Below are 13,713 nucleotides of genomic sequence, written 5' to 3'. Positions count from 1 at the left end.
GAGGAAGACAAAGTGGTTTTTGAATTCGGAAAGCCGAAACATCCCGAGGTATCTGCACAGGAGCTTGATGCCATGCTGCGTGCTGGTGACGTTGTCGTCGTGGACGTGCGCGAAGTGGACGAGTTTGCCGACGGCCATATCCCGGGCGCAATCAACATGCCGCTTTCAACGTTTCAGCCGTCAAAGCTGCCGCATGTGGCGGGCAAGAAACTGGTGCTCAATTGCCTTGGCGGCAAACGATCAGGCATGGCTCTTGAGAAGTGCGGGGTGGCGCAGGCCGCAGTCGATACGCATCTCGCGGGCGGCTTCGGCGCCTGGAAAGCCGCTCGACTGCCGATCGAACGTTAAATTCAAAACGCCTATTTCAAGATTTTGGGGGAAGCCGCGATGCGTGGAACTCTGTTGACCCGGACAGCCGCCCGAACCGCCTTTGGCGTTGCGGCGCTGAGCCTGTCCCTGGCCGGTTGCAACAGCAGCGAGCCGTCCGCTCAGGCAAGCAAAGCACCAGCAGGCCCCCGGCTGATGCTTGCCCCCAGCGACACTGTCACTTGGCAGGACGTCAGTGCCGAGATTGCGACAGTGGACCAAGCACAAGTGCTGGCCCGCATCCCCGGCATCCTGACGACGCTCACCGTGCGCGAAGGCGATATGGTGACCAAAGGCCAGACGATTGGCCGGATCGTCGATAGCCAGCTTGGCTATCAGGCAGGAGCCTATGGCGCTCAGGCTGCCGCTGCACAGGCGCAGGCTGGACAAGCACAAGGCGATTTGTCGCGCGTGCGCTTCCTCTACCAGAACGGGGTCTACGCAAAGGCGCGGCTTGAACAGGCCGAAGCTGCGGCATCCGCTGCCAATACCCAGATCCGCGCGGCCCAGGCCCAACAGGCCGCGGTAGGCGCCGTCGCCGGGCAAGGCGCCGTGGTCGCGCCCGCCAGCGGCCGGGTGCTCAAGGCCGACATTCCTGCCGGGTCGGCTGTCGCGCCGGGCATGGTGATCGCGGTCATTACTGCGGGTCCAACGGTCGTCCGCCTCCAACTACCAGAATCGCTCGCTGACAAGGTTCATACCGGTTCACGGGTCACCGTAAGCGGCATCGGTGGCGGCTCGGGCATGGGGACGGTCATCAAGCTCTATCCTTCGGTCACTGCCGGTCAGGTCACGGCCGACGTCGAAATGCCGGGGATCGATAACCGTCTGATTGGGCGGCGCGTGGCGGCCAAAGTCGAGACCGGCGCACGCAACGCACTGCTGGTGCCAGCGGGCTATGTGATCAACCGTTACGGCATAGATTATGTGACGGTCGTCGCGCACGACGGTTCGGTCGCTCAGTTGCCCGTACAGACGGCGGCCTCAGCCGAGGCCGGAAAGCTCGAAGTGCTAACGGGCGCCAACGCTGGTGACACGCTGATGGGTCCGAATGGCTCGAGAACTGGGGCGCAACGCTGATGAATCTCGGCATCTCGGGCAGGCTGACCCGGGCGACCATCATGTCGCCGCTCACGCCGCTATTTCTTTTGACCGCCATCCTGATTGGTCTGATCGCGACGATCACGATTCCGCGCGAAGAAGAGCCCCAGATCAAGGTGCCGATGGTCGACATCATGGTGCAGGCTCCGGGCATTTCCGCGCCCGAGGCAGTGGAACTGGTGGCCAAGCCGCTGGAGACCATCGTCAAGAGTGTGGATGGCGTGGAGCATGTCTATACTCAGGCGCAGGACAACGGCGTCATGGTGACGGCACGGTTCCTGATCGGGTCGAACCCGGAAGATGCCGCAATCCGCATCCATGAAAAGATCGCGGCCAACATCAACCGCATTCCGGTGGGCATTCCTCCTCCCCAGGTGACCGTGCGGGGCATCAACGACGTCCCGATCGTGGTGCTGACGCTGACCCCCAAACCCGGCGCGCCGGGGAAGTGGGACGATCAGGCTTTGTCGGAACTGGCTGGTCGGCTGCGGACCGAAGTGGCCAAAGTGGACAACGTAGGGCTCACGTTCATCACCGGTGGACAGTACATGGCGCTGCGCGTGGTGCCTGATCCGGCACGACTGGCGCAGTATCGCGTGCCGCTCGGAAGCCTGATCGACGCAGTCTCGCAGGCCAACCGCACGTTCCCGGCCGGAACCGTGCGCGAAGGCGGGCAAGCCGCTCTGGTGGTGGCGGGCCAGACCTTGCGCGATGCACAGGAACTGGGAGCTCTCACGGTCCGTTCGGCCAGCGGTGCGCCAGTCCTGCTGGCTGACGTTGCGAAAATCGAACAGGCACCGACGCAGGACCAGGCCCGCACCTGGCGCTGGGCTCGGGACGGGCAAGGTCCGTGGAGCATGACGCCGGCGGTCAGCCTCGCGATCGCCAAGCGCGCCGGGGCAAACGCCGTTAGCGTTTCACAAAGTGTGGTTGAGCGGGTGAACACCCTCAAAGGGTCACTGATCCCGCCCGGCGTCGAGGTAACCGTCACGCGCAACTACGGCGAGAGCGCCAACGACAAGGCGAACGAACTGATTTTCCACCTCGCGCTGGCGACCGCGACGATCGTGATCCTGATCGGCTTTGCGATTGGCTGGCGCGAAGCAGGCGTGACCGCAATCGTCATCCCTACCACCATCATGCTGACGATGTTTGCGTCCAACGTGATGGGCTTCACGATCAACCGGGTCAGCTTGTTTGCGCTGATCTTTTCGATCGGCATCCTGGTCGATGATGCGATCGTGATGATCGAGAATATCGCGCGGCACTGGGCGATGAACGATGGTCGGAGCCGAATTGATGGCGCGGTTGATGCCGTGGCAGAAGTCGGCAATCCGACGATCATCGCCACGCTGACCGTGGTCGCTGCGCTGTTGCCGATGCTGTTCGTTTCGGGCCTGATGGGGCCGTACATGGCGCCGATCCCGGTCAACGCGTCGGCAGCGATGATCTTTTCCTTCTTCGTCGCCGTGATCATTGCGCCTTGGCTGATGATCCGCTTTGCCCGCACGACGCTGGCGTCCGATGGCCATGGGGGCCACGATGCTCACGGCGGCAAGTTGGGGGCACTGTACCGCCGCTATGCAATGCGCGTGATCGCCACGCGGCAAAGCGCCCGCCGCTTTCTGATCGTGGTCGGCGTGGCCACGCTGGTCGCCTGTTCGATGTTCTATTTCAAGGCGGTTACGGTGAAGCTGCTGCCGCTCGACAACAAGAGCGAGGTCCAGCTGGTGGCAGACCTGCCCGAAGGGTCGAGCATCGAGGCGACCTCGCGTGTGCTGGAACAGGCCGCCGCAGTGGTGCGCACCATGCCCGAGACCGTTTCAATGGAAGCCTATGCTGGGACATCGGCGCCGTTCAATTTCAACGGGCTCGTCCGCCACTACTTCTTGCGCAACCAGCCCGAGATGGGCGATTTGATGGTCACGTTGCTGGCCAAGGGCGAACGGTCGCGATCCAGTCACGAGATCGCCGTGGACCTGCGCCAGCGATTGAAGGTCGTGCCCTTGCCTGCCGGTGCATCGCTCAAGGTGGTGGAGACGCCGCCCGGGCCGCCGGTGCTGGCTACGCTGCTCGCCGAAATCTATGGCCCCGACGAAGCCACCCGGGTCAGGACTGCGGCCGAGGTGGAGCGGATCTTCAAATCGGTGCCCTACATTGTCGACGTCGACAACAGCTATGGCCAGCCGCGCCCCACACTGAAGCTGATCCCCGACAGAGCAAAGCTGGATCACTATGGCTTGTCCGAACGCCAGCTGTTCGACAGCATTGGCATGCTGCTGGGCGAGCAGGTGGTGGGCTACGCTCCGCGCGCCGGGGAGCGTGATCCGCTGCCGATCGTGCTGGCGCTTGATCAGTCGCAGCGCAGTTGGTCGGCCGCGCTGGCTGCAACGCCGGTGGCTGTCGCGCCGGGAGGCCAGTTGATCCCGCTCGGCGAACTGGTGACGCCAAGGATGGAGCCGGGCGCACTGGCTGTGTTCCGCCGTGACGGGCGCGGGGCGACGATGGTCACTGCGGAACTGGCAGGCCGCTATGAAGCACCGATCTATGGCATGCTGGCGGTTGACGATGCCATCAACCATCATGACTGGCAGGCGCAGGGCCTGGAAAAGCCAGAGGTGATCCTGCATGGGCAGCCCGAGGATGAGAGCCATGCGTCAGTCCTGTGGGACGGCGAATGGGAGATCACCTGGGTGACCTTCCGCGACATGGGCGCCGCATTCATGGTGGCGTTGCTGGGCATCTATGTGCTGGTTGTCGGGCAGTTCCGCAGTTTCAAGCTCCCGCTGGTCATCCTTACACCGATTCCGCTGACGCTGGTGGGCATCGTGCTGGGGCACATGCTGTTCAGCGCGCCGTTTACGGCCACGTCGATGATCGGCTTCATTGCGCTGGCGGGGATCATTGTCCGGAACTCGATCCTGCTGGTGGATTTTATCCGGCATGCGGCATCCCCCGACAAGAGCTTGCGTGAAACCTTGCTGGAGGCGGGGATGATCAGGTTCAAGCCGATCATGCTGACCGCCGCGGCAGCCATGATCGGCGCTTCAGTGATCCTGAGCGACCCTATCTTCCAGGGCCTCGCGATCTCGCTGCTGTTCGGGCTCGCCTCCTCGACCTTGCTGACGGTTCTCGTTATTCCAGCAATCTACATAGTCTTGCGCGACGATGGTCGCCTGTTCCCGGAAGCTGACGCATGAAACCCACCGACCTGTCAGAGCTCAAGGCCAACGCCGCGATCATGGCCGGGCGGCTCAAGCTGATGAGCCATCCCGAGCGGTTGCTCATGCTGTGCCGGATGGATGAAGGCGAAGTCTCGGTGACCGAGCTTGTCGAACTCAGCGGTCTTTCCCAGTCCTCGGTTTCGCAGCACTTGGCGATGTTGCGCGAAGAAGGCGTGGTCAGCATCCGGGGCGAAGCACAAACCCGCTTTTACAGCCTGACCGACCCGATCGTGCGCGGGGTGATCCATGCATTGTGCGAACTGTGCAGCGAGACCTGCAAATAGATGTCCGACCGCCAAGGGATCGAAACATGAACGCATCCGAGCCCGCGCTGATCATTTGCCCGACCTGTTCGACAGCGAACCGGGTCCCGCGTGACAAGCTGACCGCCGGTGGCAAGTGTGGTCGTTGCGGCGGCGCGCTCTTTGACGCCCATCCGGTGACGCTGGGCACGTCCAATTTTGAGGCACACCTGAGCAAGAGTGGAATTCCGCTACTGGTCGATTTCTGGGCCGCGTGGTGCGGACCCTGCCGACAGATGGCTCCGGCATTCGAAGCAGCGGCTGCCAAGTTGGAACCTTATGTGCGCTTGGGCAAACTCGATACCGAAGCGGAACAAGCGATCGCAGCGCGCTTTGCCATTCGCTCGATCCCGACCACGATCCTCTTTTCAGGCGGGAAGGAACTGGCGCGCCAGTCCGGCGCCATGCCGACCAACGCCATCGTCAATTGGATTCAGAGTGCCCTTCGCGGTTAGTTTTGCCAAGCATTTCTGAGTGCAGGGCCAGCCCGCTCGTGGGCTTCATCGCCATGAAGGCCGCGAGGGCGCGGTCCAATCGATGGAGCATCCTATGGACGACCACGACGATTTCGAACCTGACCACGCCTCTTCCCCGACCGACCACGTTCTGCAGGAGCTTCAGCTCTACGGCTACCGCCCCTTCGAGGATGAACCCGATCCCCGACCATTGCCCGAAGGCAACCGTGTCGCAGGTGCCATCGCCGACATTTTCGACGCCCTGATTTCCAGCATGGAAGACACGCGCCTCGAACCCGACCTCGACGATCTCCTTTGGTCGACCGTCAACCTCTTTCACCGCGCCTGCCAAAGGATCGAACGCGAACTCGACGACAATGAAGTGGCCCAACGCCGCCTTCAGAACGAACAGGATGGCAGCGAGGTGAAGTCGGTCGAGCTCGAGCGCCTGACCGCCTTGGGGCAAAGTCTCCTTGAACGGCGCGATGCCTTCGAACTGATGCGCGATCAGGCGGCTGAGCAGTTCGAGCGGCAAACCCGGTCAAGCTGGAAACCGCACTCCGGCTCCATGGTCAACCATCGCCACCTGACGTCGGCGATGATCGACAGCCGCGATTTTATCAGCGCCAAGCGCCGCGCCGAAACCGAAGTGCTCCTCCACGCTGGCCCGAAGATCGCGTTTTCCGGCGGCGAGAGCACCGACCATCAGCTGATCTGGGCCAAGCTCGACCAGATCCGGACCAAGCATCCCGACATGGTGCTGATGCACGGCGGTTCACCCAAAGGCGCCGAGAAAATCGCATCGCGTTGGGCTGATACCCGCAAGGTGCCGCAAATTGCCTTCAAGCCCGACTGGACCAAGCATGCGAAGGCCGCGCCGTTCAAGCGCAACGATCAGATGCTCACCGTCATGCCGATCGGTGTCATCATTTTCCCCGGTTCGGGCATTCAGGACAATCTTGCCGACAAGGCCCGCAAGCTGGGTATCCCGGTCTACCGGTTCGGTTCGCGCGGCGCATGAGCGCCGCCCGTCAATAGTGGAACCGGCATTGGGCGATTTCCAACTGCTGGTCCGGTGAGCTGCCGGCAACCCGATAGACGAGCCGATCTTCCAGCGTGATGCGCCGCGACCACCAGCCTTTGAGGTCGCCCTTCAGCGGCACTGGCTTACCCGTCCCTTTGAAGGGCGTGCGCTGACATTCCTTGATGAGGTCGTTGACTCTTTGCAGAATGTTGGGGGCGTTGGCTTGCCAGTGAAGATAGTCTTCCCAGGCAGTGTCGGAAAAGACGAGCTTCATGGCTCGATCAGATCACGCGCCTTGCCGTTTGCGCTATCCAGCTGCGCGATAGCGCCCATAAGCCTTGTACGATTGGCCTCGGTCGAAAGCAGATGCATCGATTCTTCGATCGCATTCCAATCCGAAAGTGAAATCATCACCACGGATTCCGCCTTCTGACGTGACACGACCACGGGTGCCCGATCGGCGACAACACGGTCCATCACCTCTTTCAGGTGGGCGCGGGTATCGGAATAGCTGATCACATCCATGCTGAGTCTCCTGCTGGACGCTATGTACCAATTCTTGTACAAATGCAAGGTTGCACGTCAGGCTGATCCGGAACCGAACCAGAGGCCCTGATTTCGAACAAGCAAGTCTCGCGATGATCGATGCCGAGCTTGTCGTGAAGACAGCCATGCCGGCTCCCAAGCCTCGGAACTCAACCCCCGCTTCAAATGCGCTGATCTTTGGCCCGGCCAAGGGCTTGATGCCATCAACCCGTAAAGGGTCGGACTACGCAAGCGTGCCGCCGCGCTGGCTTTGCCAGCGCGGTGATTGCAGCCCTTGGCCGGTCACTTCGGGCGCCTGTCAGCGGGGGATGAGCCTCCGCTTCGAACAGGAGCAGGTCCGATGTCCCTCAACGACGCACAAGCTTTTGCTTTCAGCCTCGCCGCCACCTTGATGGTCGCCATCGTCATTTTCCGCGCCGGTGACGGCACCCTGTCGGTCGTTCCCGCAGGCGAATTCGATCATGACGCCGAAGTCATCGCAGAAATCGACCCCTTCGCGCTCTGAACAGGCGCGATGGCCAGCCGGAGCGGACAATCCAGTCGATTTCCGCTCCCGCGCACGCCGGACTTTTGCTATGCTCTCCAACGCGCTGTGGAGGTGGTGGAAGCGCGACCGTCAGACTATTTCTTACGGGAGACCACCACCATGATTATTCTTGGCATGTTGCTATCCATCGCGGTGATCGGCTTCTTTTGCTGGTTGCTGTTCACGCTTGCTGTTTTCGCGCTGCCCTTCTTTGTCGGCGTGAGTGCAGCCACATGGGCCTACGACACTGGCGCTGGCTGGTTGGGCGCAATCCTGGTCGGCCTCGTTGCCGCAGGACTGACACTGGGTCTTGGTCAAGTGCTGCTTATGATCGTCCAGCCCCTTTGGGCACGGCTGCTGATCGCACTCGCTTTCGTCGCACCCGCTGTGCTTGCCGGCTATCACGCCACCCATGGCATCGTGAAACACACCATGCCTTCCGAAATCTGGCAAATGGCGTTCTCGATTGTCGGCGCGATTGCGGTCGGTGTGACCGCGTTTTTCAGGATCGCCGGAATGGCAGTCCCGGCCTCCACCGGCAAAAAATCTCGCAAGAGCCCCAAATGCCCACACCTAGGCTAATTGGGCGAGCAAGGAGCCTGCCGGTCAACGAATTCCGCGGTGGGAACGTCCTTCGATCAATCAGTTGCGCGATGTTTTTTACGGGGCGCGACCTGTCCGTGCCCTTCGACATAGAAGCCTGAACGACGATCCCAGACCAGCGTTGCTGCGGGCGTATTGCTGGTCAACGGCACGAGGCCAAGGTCTGGCCAACGCGCCTGGTTCGAGGCCGAGCCATGGCGCACCGTGAGCCGCCACTCCGCTTGTGATTCAGGGTGCTGGCGGGTTCCATCCGGATTCCAATCTCCGCCAAACATCTGGTAGCGTGAGCGAGCATGGCAGGCGATTGGCACCAGTCTGTCACCCCGCTGTTCGAGCAAGACATTGCCTTCAAACATCCCGCCGCCGCCCGCGTAGCCTTCGCTGCGCGAGACCCCTGCGACGAGCACGCGGTGACCGGGCGACAAGGTCAACCAGCGAAACTGGCCTGAAATCTGTGGGTAGCCCCCGCTGCTGTCATATTCGCTGCCCTTGTCGCCTTCAGGATCAACGCAAGGCACCGGCGGAGCGACGGACTGCGCAGCGGTTGGTGGTGCCTCCGGCGACAACTGAACCGCACTGGTTCCCCCCACCAGGTCTTCGATTTTGGCCTTGAGCCTGACAACCGGCTTGTCTGTTCCTTGGGAACGGGCAATCTGCACAAGAGCAAGAAACTGAGAACGGTTGGGGCCGCCTTGCTCTTGCACGGCAAAGCCTGGTGCAAGTCCGATTTCCCCGCGCTTTACGACCAGCATCCATTGATCGGTGGCGCCGTCTACCGGAAACCACTGTCCAATGCTGAGCTCGCCGGCAAGTTCGGTCGCGAGCAGATTAGCATCGATATCGACCGGGGCACTCTGCGCCAAGTCGGGCTTACCGCGCAGCTGATCGTCCGTAACCCGGCGCGCAAAATTCCGCTGATGACACCTGCCCACTGCATCGATCGAATGGGCAACGCACTGTTCGGCGGCAATGACCGGGCGCGTCAGCCCGAAGCTGGCCAGTGCCAGTGTCGCTACCAGAGCGCAAATCGCCATTGCCCGTTCAGTTTGCATCGGCGGGAGCCCATGGATGACCGTCTGGCAACTCCAGTGTGAACGGCGCGGTTCGTTCGGCGCCAAGCAAAGCCTCGCGGGCCGTCCGGGATCGTGCGGCCAGGAAATAGCCATAGGCCTGAGCGCGGTTCCCCCGTGCCAGGTGCCATTCCCCGAGCTGGCGATTGAGTTCGGCTAATGCCTCGACATCGGCCGGTCTATCACCGCCCGCGTATATCCCCGCCATGGCCAAGCTGATCAGTTGCGGTGGAACCCCGCTTCCTGATGCCTTTTCGCTATAGAGCCTTATCGCAGTTAAATGATCCCGAGCGCTGCCTTGGCGCAAGAAGTGATAGACCAGACTGTCGAGATTTGCGGCAGTGTAAGGGTTGGAGGCTAGAACCAACCGGGCTGCTTCATCAGCCGGATCATAGTCCGCCGCGCGGCAACGATAGCCAGCACTGCTCGCATAATATCCCAGCGCCCGTTCCGGATCACGTTCGAGCCCCTGTCCAATAGCACTGAAATGCGCAAGGCAGGCTCTGGCCTCGCCCGCCAGCATGGCCATGCTGGCGGGCTGGAGCGCTGCGATCTCGATCACCGATTTGAACATCGGCACCGCCTTGGCCGGTTCGTCAGTGGCAATGTAGCAATAGCCCCGCTCCAGATGCGCATAAGCTTTTGGGCCTGTTTCACCCGAACTGCTGATTGTCAGCGCGATGACGCGCTCAAGATCCGGCACTGCCGCAGCGCATGTTTCCGGGGTGAAAGTAGCGCCGCTTCCGAGCGCTCCGTGTGCCTTCGAGAACACTGCCTGGGAATCTACAGGTGCTGGATTGCTGGCGATGCTGGCGAAAGCGGGCGCGCTGATCGACAAGAATGCAGCAGTTGCGATGGCAATCGCGCTATTCCCTGGATGCAGCCTTGCGCCCGGCACTCGAGATACCTTGGTCATTTCGCGGCCTGTTGCAACTCGAGCCAGTCAGCTGCTGCGGGATCCTGATATTCGCATCCAACCAGCGTGCGGCCAGCAAGTCCATCCTGCCCCAGTTGCCATGCGACGATGTCGCGATTGCCCCCGGCCGGCTTGCGCGCCGGACTGAAGGGAACCGTTTCGAGCTCGAGTTGCTGGATGACCTCAGGCAGATCAGTATCCACCACCAGTGCGATCCTGCCGGGCTGGATGTATAGCTCGCGCGCCGTGTAGCCCAGAACTGCCACCGGCTGGTCCAGCCGATAGAGGTTCCCGGTAGGCATCGCATATTGGCGGATGAGGCGGACTTTGTTGGCAAGATCGTGGTCGATACCCGCCATGATCGAGCCAAGTTCGCCCTTGTCGATCTGACATGAAAGCGCGCGTTCAAGCCTGCTGCTGGCATCTGCTTGCGCACCTTGTGCCGGATCAAGCGCCAGCGCCGCGACAATCACCCCGAGTATTGCCTTCATCGATTCAGTCCTGCCGCTACGTCACTCATGGCTCACGTTCGTATCGGCCACGGCCGAAATCTTCCGGGACCAATGCCCTGCCGTCGATGCGCAGGCGCATCGAAGTGAAGGCCAAGGGTGTCAGTTGAGGACCATCTATCGCAAAGTGGATGATTCCGCGCTTGACCGATGGCACGTCAAAGCTCGCGTCGCGCCCCGGTGCGTAATCGGCATGCAATGACACCCTCGTCACGCCGGATGGCAACGAACCGGGCAGGATCGCAAGGCCGCGCCCAGCCGTAGTCAATCGCACCATCCGGCCATCTGCAAACCGCAGTGTGGCATCGACGTTGGTCGCTCCCTGCCGACTGTCGAGATCGTAGACCCGAACGCCGAGCCCGCCGACGAGTGTCGATGAGGCAGACACGGCCACCAGACCGGGGAAGGTACATGCGGCAGGCAGCACCGGCTCGCCGAGTTGCGGCCGAGCCTGGCCGGCTTTTTGCGCAGTCTCGCGTGCATCGTCACTGGCCTGCATCCAGTCCGCGACAGCCTGGTTGGCCTCATCGCGCTTAGCCACTTGCTGCGAGGGCGACATGGCCATGACCGCACGCGCCAGCACCTCAACGCGCGTTCGCGCAAGGCGGGCCTTGCCAAGGGCGGCGGCTGCCTTTTCGCGCAGTTCATCCTGCGTGGCCAATGCCTCTTCCGCCATCGGGACTGACGGTGCCGACGTCCAGCTATCGGTCAGGAAAGGGCAATGCGCCCGCACAGCTTCGGCTTTTTCTTCGCGCTCACGACGCAGCATTTCCGTTTCTGCGGACGCAGACCATGGCTCAACCTCAAGAAACGTGAACAGCGGCTTGTGCCGGTCCTGTGGGGCCGTGGTCAATACGATGGCACTGCCATCATGCACCCAGCTGCCGTGCGCGGCCTGATCGACCGCGCCATAGCTCATGGCCCACTGGAATGTCCCGTCGGCCCGCAACAGCAGCTCCGAGCCCGTTTCCATCACGTGCGACAGGTAATAGTGGCCGACAAACGCCGGATCAGCTGTCGATCTGACGGCAGGCGGCGCGACAGTTCCGGTTTCCGCTGCAGAACCTTCCGCAGAACCTTCCAATGCTTTGACCGCATCGAGCAAATGGCAGTTCTTGCCCGGCGTTATCTGTTCGATTGCAGCCACTTCAAGCTCTGGCTGCCCATCCGTCTCTGTGTAGGCCGCAATGACTTCGCCATAGGCCGGACGTCCAGCCTTCACAAAATCCGCGACCGCTGCCGTGCCCTTGGCATCATGCAGCCGGTAGCGAGTTTCGGCGAGGTCACAGCGAGTGAGGATGGGCTGGCCATCCTCTATCGCCAAGGTGCCGATAAACACGTCACGGGCGGGAGTATCAGCCGGATTGGCAGTACCTGCCGCCAGCATCAGTATGGCCGCGGCGGCAATCATAGAGGTTTGCCGTCCTTTCCGATCAACTCGACCCGGTAGGAACAGCCATAGAATGTCCTGCCCGGGTGCGTAGTCGCGTTCGAAATGTTGCGCGTGATCACGATATGCGCGCCGAAAGTTTCATTCTCCGCAGGCAGTTCGGTGATGTCAGATATGACTTTTTCGCCCAGAAATTTGCGGAACTTGATTTGCGCCTCAGCCTCGGCCCGCGTGGCCTTGCCCGACGAAACGATGAAATCGATCAGCGGATTGGGATCCATCGCATTTTCAATGGCCAGCGGCCGGGCAATCTCTGCCGGGTCAGCTAGATCGAGAACGGCAAGGACGGCATTCGCGGTAAATGCAATGCGGCGGGTACTGAAGTGCCCGGCCACCGTTATCGGCGCAGGCAGATCATATTCGTTCATGAACGGATTGGAATTTGCAACTCTTGCCCAGTGCCGCCGCGAAGCAATCTTTTCATCGCCCTCAACGGCCACGGCGAAACCATTGTAGCTTGGTGCCTCAAGCCGGCACTCGATGGCGTCGACAAGATCGACCTGATTGGGGTCGAAGGGCGCATCGGCAGCATGAGCAGGCGCGGCAGCGATCAGCAAGGAAACGGCAAAAATCGATTTCATGGCCATTCCTTAAGTCTGATTGCCTCCGGAGCCAACTGCATCGCGCGCCAACCATGCCGGTAGGTGAAGCAAGGGGCTGCGTAGCGTAGCCTCCGGCTATGCGGAGCGCAGCAGCCCCTTGCTTTTTGAGGTCAGCGGCGAAGGCCGCCGGGGTGGCGTAGCCGAGCGAGGAGTGTGGCCTCCCGGCATTGTAATCGTGGGCCCATGCGGCGATCTTCTCGCGGGCATGGGCGAGGCTGGTGAACAGCGTCTCGTTGAGCAGCTCGTCACGCATCCGCCCGTTAAAGCTCTCGACGAACGCGTTCTGGGTCGGCTTGCCCGGCGTCGTATAATGCCACTCGATCCTGGCCTCGCCGCACCATTCGAGCACCGCGTTCGAAGTCAGCTCGGTGCCGTTGTCGCTGACGATCATGCCGGGCTTGCCGCGCCTGACGATAAGATCGGTGAGTTCACGCACCACCCGCTTGCCCGAGATCGAGGTGTCAGGCACCGCCGCCAGGCACTCGCGGGTCACATCATCGACAACATTGAGCACCCGGAACCGGCGGCCTGTGATCATCTGATCATGGACAAAGTCGAGGCTCCAGCGCTGATTGGGCAGCGCTGCCACAGGAGCAGGTGCACGGCAGCCAACCGCACGTTTGCGCCCTTTGCGCCGCCGCACGGTCAAGCCTTCCTCGCGGTACAGCCGCTGCGTCTTCTTGCGGTTGATCATCAGCCCTTCGCGCCGCAGCAGGATGTGCAACCGGCGATAGCCGAACCGACGGCGCTGATGCGCCAGTTCCCGCAGCTTCTCCCGCAAAGAACCATCATCATCGCGGCGCGACTGGTAACGGATCACCGTCCGGTCCGCTTCGATAACCCTGCACGCCCGCCGCTCGCTGACATCAAGCAGGGCCTGAAGATGCGCGACCGCTTCCCGCTTGGCGGCAGGCGTTACCATTTTTTTGACAGCAGATCCTTCAGACCCGCATTGTCCAGCATCGCATCGGCCAGCAACCGCTGCAACCGACCGTTCTCGTCCTCCAATGCCCGCAGAC

The 13,713-nt window shown here is 61.8% G+C and carries 15 protein-coding genes and 1 pseudogene; 8 read left to right on the top strand and 8 right to left on the bottom strand.

Annotation, left to right across the window (positions count from 1 at the left end):
• Positions 1-12: 12 nt before the first annotated feature.
• The 6 genes from NL2_RS17910 to NL2_RS17885 all read left to right on the top strand — a co-directional run bounded on the left by NL2_RS17910 (position 13) and on the right by NL2_RS17885 (position 6,469).
• A complete protein-coding gene (locus tag NL2_RS17910) occupies positions 13-348 on the top strand; it encodes a rhodanese-like domain-containing protein (RefSeq protein WP_068077301.1) in 336 nt (111 codons plus the stop codon).
• Positions 349-387: 39 nt separating this feature from the next.
• Entirely contained in the window at positions 388-1,446 is a 1,059-nt protein-coding gene (locus tag NL2_RS17905) for an efflux RND transporter periplasmic adaptor subunit (protein ID WP_068077299.1), read from the top strand.
• Positions 1,446-4,667 (top strand): efflux RND transporter permease subunit, encoded by a 3,222-nt coding sequence (locus NL2_RS17900; RefSeq protein ID WP_068077297.1) that lies wholly within the window; start codon positions 1,446-1,448, stop codon positions 4,665-4,667. The genes NL2_RS17905 and NL2_RS17900 overlap by 1 nt, the downstream gene beginning before the upstream one ends.
• Entirely contained in the window at positions 4,664-4,975 is a 312-nt protein-coding gene (locus tag NL2_RS17895; RefSeq protein ID WP_068077296.1) for an ArsR/SmtB family transcription factor, read from the top strand. The genes NL2_RS17900 and NL2_RS17895 overlap by 4 nt, the downstream gene beginning before the upstream one ends.
• A gap of 26 nt (positions 4,976-5,001) precedes the next feature.
• Entirely contained in the window at positions 5,002-5,448 is a 447-nt protein-coding gene (gene trxC, locus NL2_RS17890; protein WP_068077293.1) for a thioredoxin TrxC, read from the top strand.
• Positions 5,449-5,542: 94 nt separating this feature from the next.
• Positions 5,543-6,469 (top strand): DUF2493 domain-containing protein, encoded by a 927-nt coding sequence (locus NL2_RS17885; protein WP_068077291.1) that lies wholly within the window; start codon positions 5,543-5,545, stop codon positions 6,467-6,469.
• A gap of 10 nt (positions 6,470-6,479) precedes the next feature.
• Here NL2_RS17885 and NL2_RS17880 read toward each other — a convergent pair whose 3' ends face one another.
• Both NL2_RS17880 and NL2_RS17875 read right to left on the bottom strand, forming a co-directional pair.
• Positions 6,480-6,746, bottom strand: a complete 267-nt coding sequence (locus tag NL2_RS17880; RefSeq protein WP_068077289.1) for a Txe/YoeB family addiction module toxin — start codon at positions 6,744-6,746, stop codon at positions 6,480-6,482.
• Positions 6,743-6,997 carry a type II toxin-antitoxin system Phd/YefM family antitoxin gene (locus tag NL2_RS17875; RefSeq protein ID WP_068077287.1) on the bottom strand — a complete coding sequence of 85 codons (255 nt, stop codon included), beginning with the start codon at positions 6,995-6,997 and terminating at the stop codon, positions 6,743-6,745. The genes NL2_RS17880 and NL2_RS17875 overlap by 4 nt, the downstream gene beginning before the upstream one ends.
• A gap of 361 nt (positions 6,998-7,358) precedes the next feature.
• Between NL2_RS17875 and NL2_RS21460 the strand changes: the two genes are divergently transcribed.
• Both NL2_RS21460 and NL2_RS17870 read left to right on the top strand, forming a co-directional pair.
• On the top strand, positions 7,359-7,523 hold the full coding sequence (locus NL2_RS21460) for a hypothetical protein (protein ID WP_169799539.1): 165 nt from the start codon (positions 7,359-7,361) through the stop codon (positions 7,521-7,523).
• A 141-nt stretch (positions 7,524-7,664) separates the two neighbouring features.
• A complete protein-coding gene (locus NL2_RS17870) occupies positions 7,665-8,126 on the top strand; it encodes a hypothetical protein (protein ID WP_068077361.1) in 462 nt (153 codons plus the stop codon).
• Positions 8,127-8,182: 56 nt separating this feature from the next.
• Here the strand turns inward: NL2_RS17870 and NL2_RS17865 are convergent, their stop codons facing one another.
• The 6 genes and pseudogenes from NL2_RS17865 to NL2_RS17845 form a co-directional block, all read right to left on the bottom strand.
• A complete protein-coding gene (locus NL2_RS17865) occupies positions 8,183-9,199 on the bottom strand; it encodes a hypothetical protein (protein WP_157083244.1) in 1,017 nt (338 codons plus the stop codon).
• Positions 9,189-10,133 carry a tetratricopeptide repeat protein gene (locus tag NL2_RS21275; RefSeq protein WP_157083243.1) on the bottom strand — a complete coding sequence of 315 codons (945 nt, stop codon included), beginning with the start codon at positions 10,131-10,133 and terminating at the stop codon, positions 9,189-9,191. The genes NL2_RS17865 and NL2_RS21275 overlap by 11 nt, the downstream gene beginning before the upstream one ends.
• Positions 10,130-10,624, bottom strand: a complete 495-nt coding sequence (locus NL2_RS17860; RefSeq protein ID WP_157083242.1) for a hypothetical protein — start codon at positions 10,622-10,624, stop codon at positions 10,130-10,132. Before NL2_RS17860 ends, NL2_RS21275 begins: the two co-directional genes overlap by 4 nt.
• Positions 10,625-10,649: 25 nt before the next feature.
• Complete coding sequence (locus NL2_RS17855) at positions 10,650-12,053, bottom strand: hypothetical protein (RefSeq protein WP_068077281.1); 1,404 nt, start codon at positions 12,051-12,053, stop codon at positions 10,650-10,652.
• Positions 12,050-12,673, bottom strand: coding sequence for a hypothetical protein (locus NL2_RS17850; protein WP_157083241.1), 624 nt, complete (start codon positions 12,671-12,673; stop codon positions 12,050-12,052). The genes NL2_RS17855 and NL2_RS17850 overlap by 4 nt, the downstream gene beginning before the upstream one ends.
• Positions 12,674-12,737: 64 nt before the next feature.
• Positions 12,738-13,713 (bottom strand): annotated as a pseudogene (locus NL2_RS17845) (IS3 family transposase); the annotation flags it as partial.

The sequence above is a fragment of the Novosphingobium lentum NBRC 107847 genome (assembly GCF_001590965.1).
In the GTDB taxonomy this organism is placed as follows: domain Bacteria; phylum Pseudomonadota; class Alphaproteobacteria; order Sphingomonadales; family Sphingomonadaceae; genus Novosphingobium; species Novosphingobium lentum.
This window is presented reverse-complemented; position numbering and strand designations above follow the sequence as displayed.

Excerpts from the sequence above, each read along its gene's own strand:
- NL2_RS17870 (WP_068077361.1), top strand. The coding sequence starts at position 7,665 with ATGATTATTCTTGGCATGTTGCTATCCATCGCGGTGATCGGCTTCTTT.
- trxC (WP_068077293.1), top strand. The coding sequence starts at position 5,002 with ATGAACGCATCCGAGCCCGCGCTGATCATTTGCCCGACCTGTTCGACA.
- NL2_RS17905 (WP_068077299.1), top strand. The coding sequence starts at position 388 with ATGCGTGGAACTCTGTTGACCCGGACAGCCGCCCGAACCGCCTTTGGC.
- NL2_RS17865 (WP_157083244.1), bottom strand. The coding sequence starts at position 9,199 with ATGCAAACTGAACGGGCAATGGCGATTTGCGCTCTGGTAGCGACACTG.
- NL2_RS17880 (WP_068077289.1), bottom strand. The coding sequence starts at position 6,746 with ATGAAGCTCGTCTTTTCCGACACTGCCTGGGAAGACTATCTTCACTGG.
- NL2_RS17850 (WP_157083241.1), bottom strand. The coding sequence starts at position 12,673 with ATGAAATCGATTTTTGCCGTTTCCTTGCTGATCGCTGCCGCGCCTGCT.
- NL2_RS17855 (WP_068077281.1), bottom strand. The coding sequence starts at position 12,053 with ATGATTGCCGCCGCGGCCATACTGATGCTGGCGGCAGGTACTGCCAAT.
- NL2_RS21460 (WP_169799539.1), top strand. The coding sequence starts at position 7,359 with ATGTCCCTCAACGACGCACAAGCTTTTGCTTTCAGCCTCGCCGCCACC.
- NL2_RS21275 (WP_157083243.1), bottom strand. The coding sequence starts at position 10,133 with ATGACCAAGGTATCTCGAGTGCCGGGCGCAAGGCTGCATCCAGGGAAT.
- NL2_RS17885 (WP_068077291.1), top strand. The coding sequence starts at position 5,543 with ATGGACGACCACGACGATTTCGAACCTGACCACGCCTCTTCCCCGACC.
- NL2_RS17895 (WP_068077296.1), top strand. The coding sequence starts at position 4,664 with ATGAAACCCACCGACCTGTCAGAGCTCAAGGCCAACGCCGCGATCATG.
- NL2_RS17860 (WP_157083242.1), bottom strand. The coding sequence starts at position 10,624 with ATGAAGGCAATACTCGGGGTGATTGTCGCGGCGCTGGCGCTTGATCCG.
- NL2_RS17900 (WP_068077297.1), top strand. The coding sequence starts at position 1,446 with ATGAATCTCGGCATCTCGGGCAGGCTGACCCGGGCGACCATCATGTCG.
- NL2_RS17875 (WP_068077287.1), bottom strand. The coding sequence starts at position 6,997 with ATGGATGTGATCAGCTATTCCGATACCCGCGCCCACCTGAAAGAGGTG.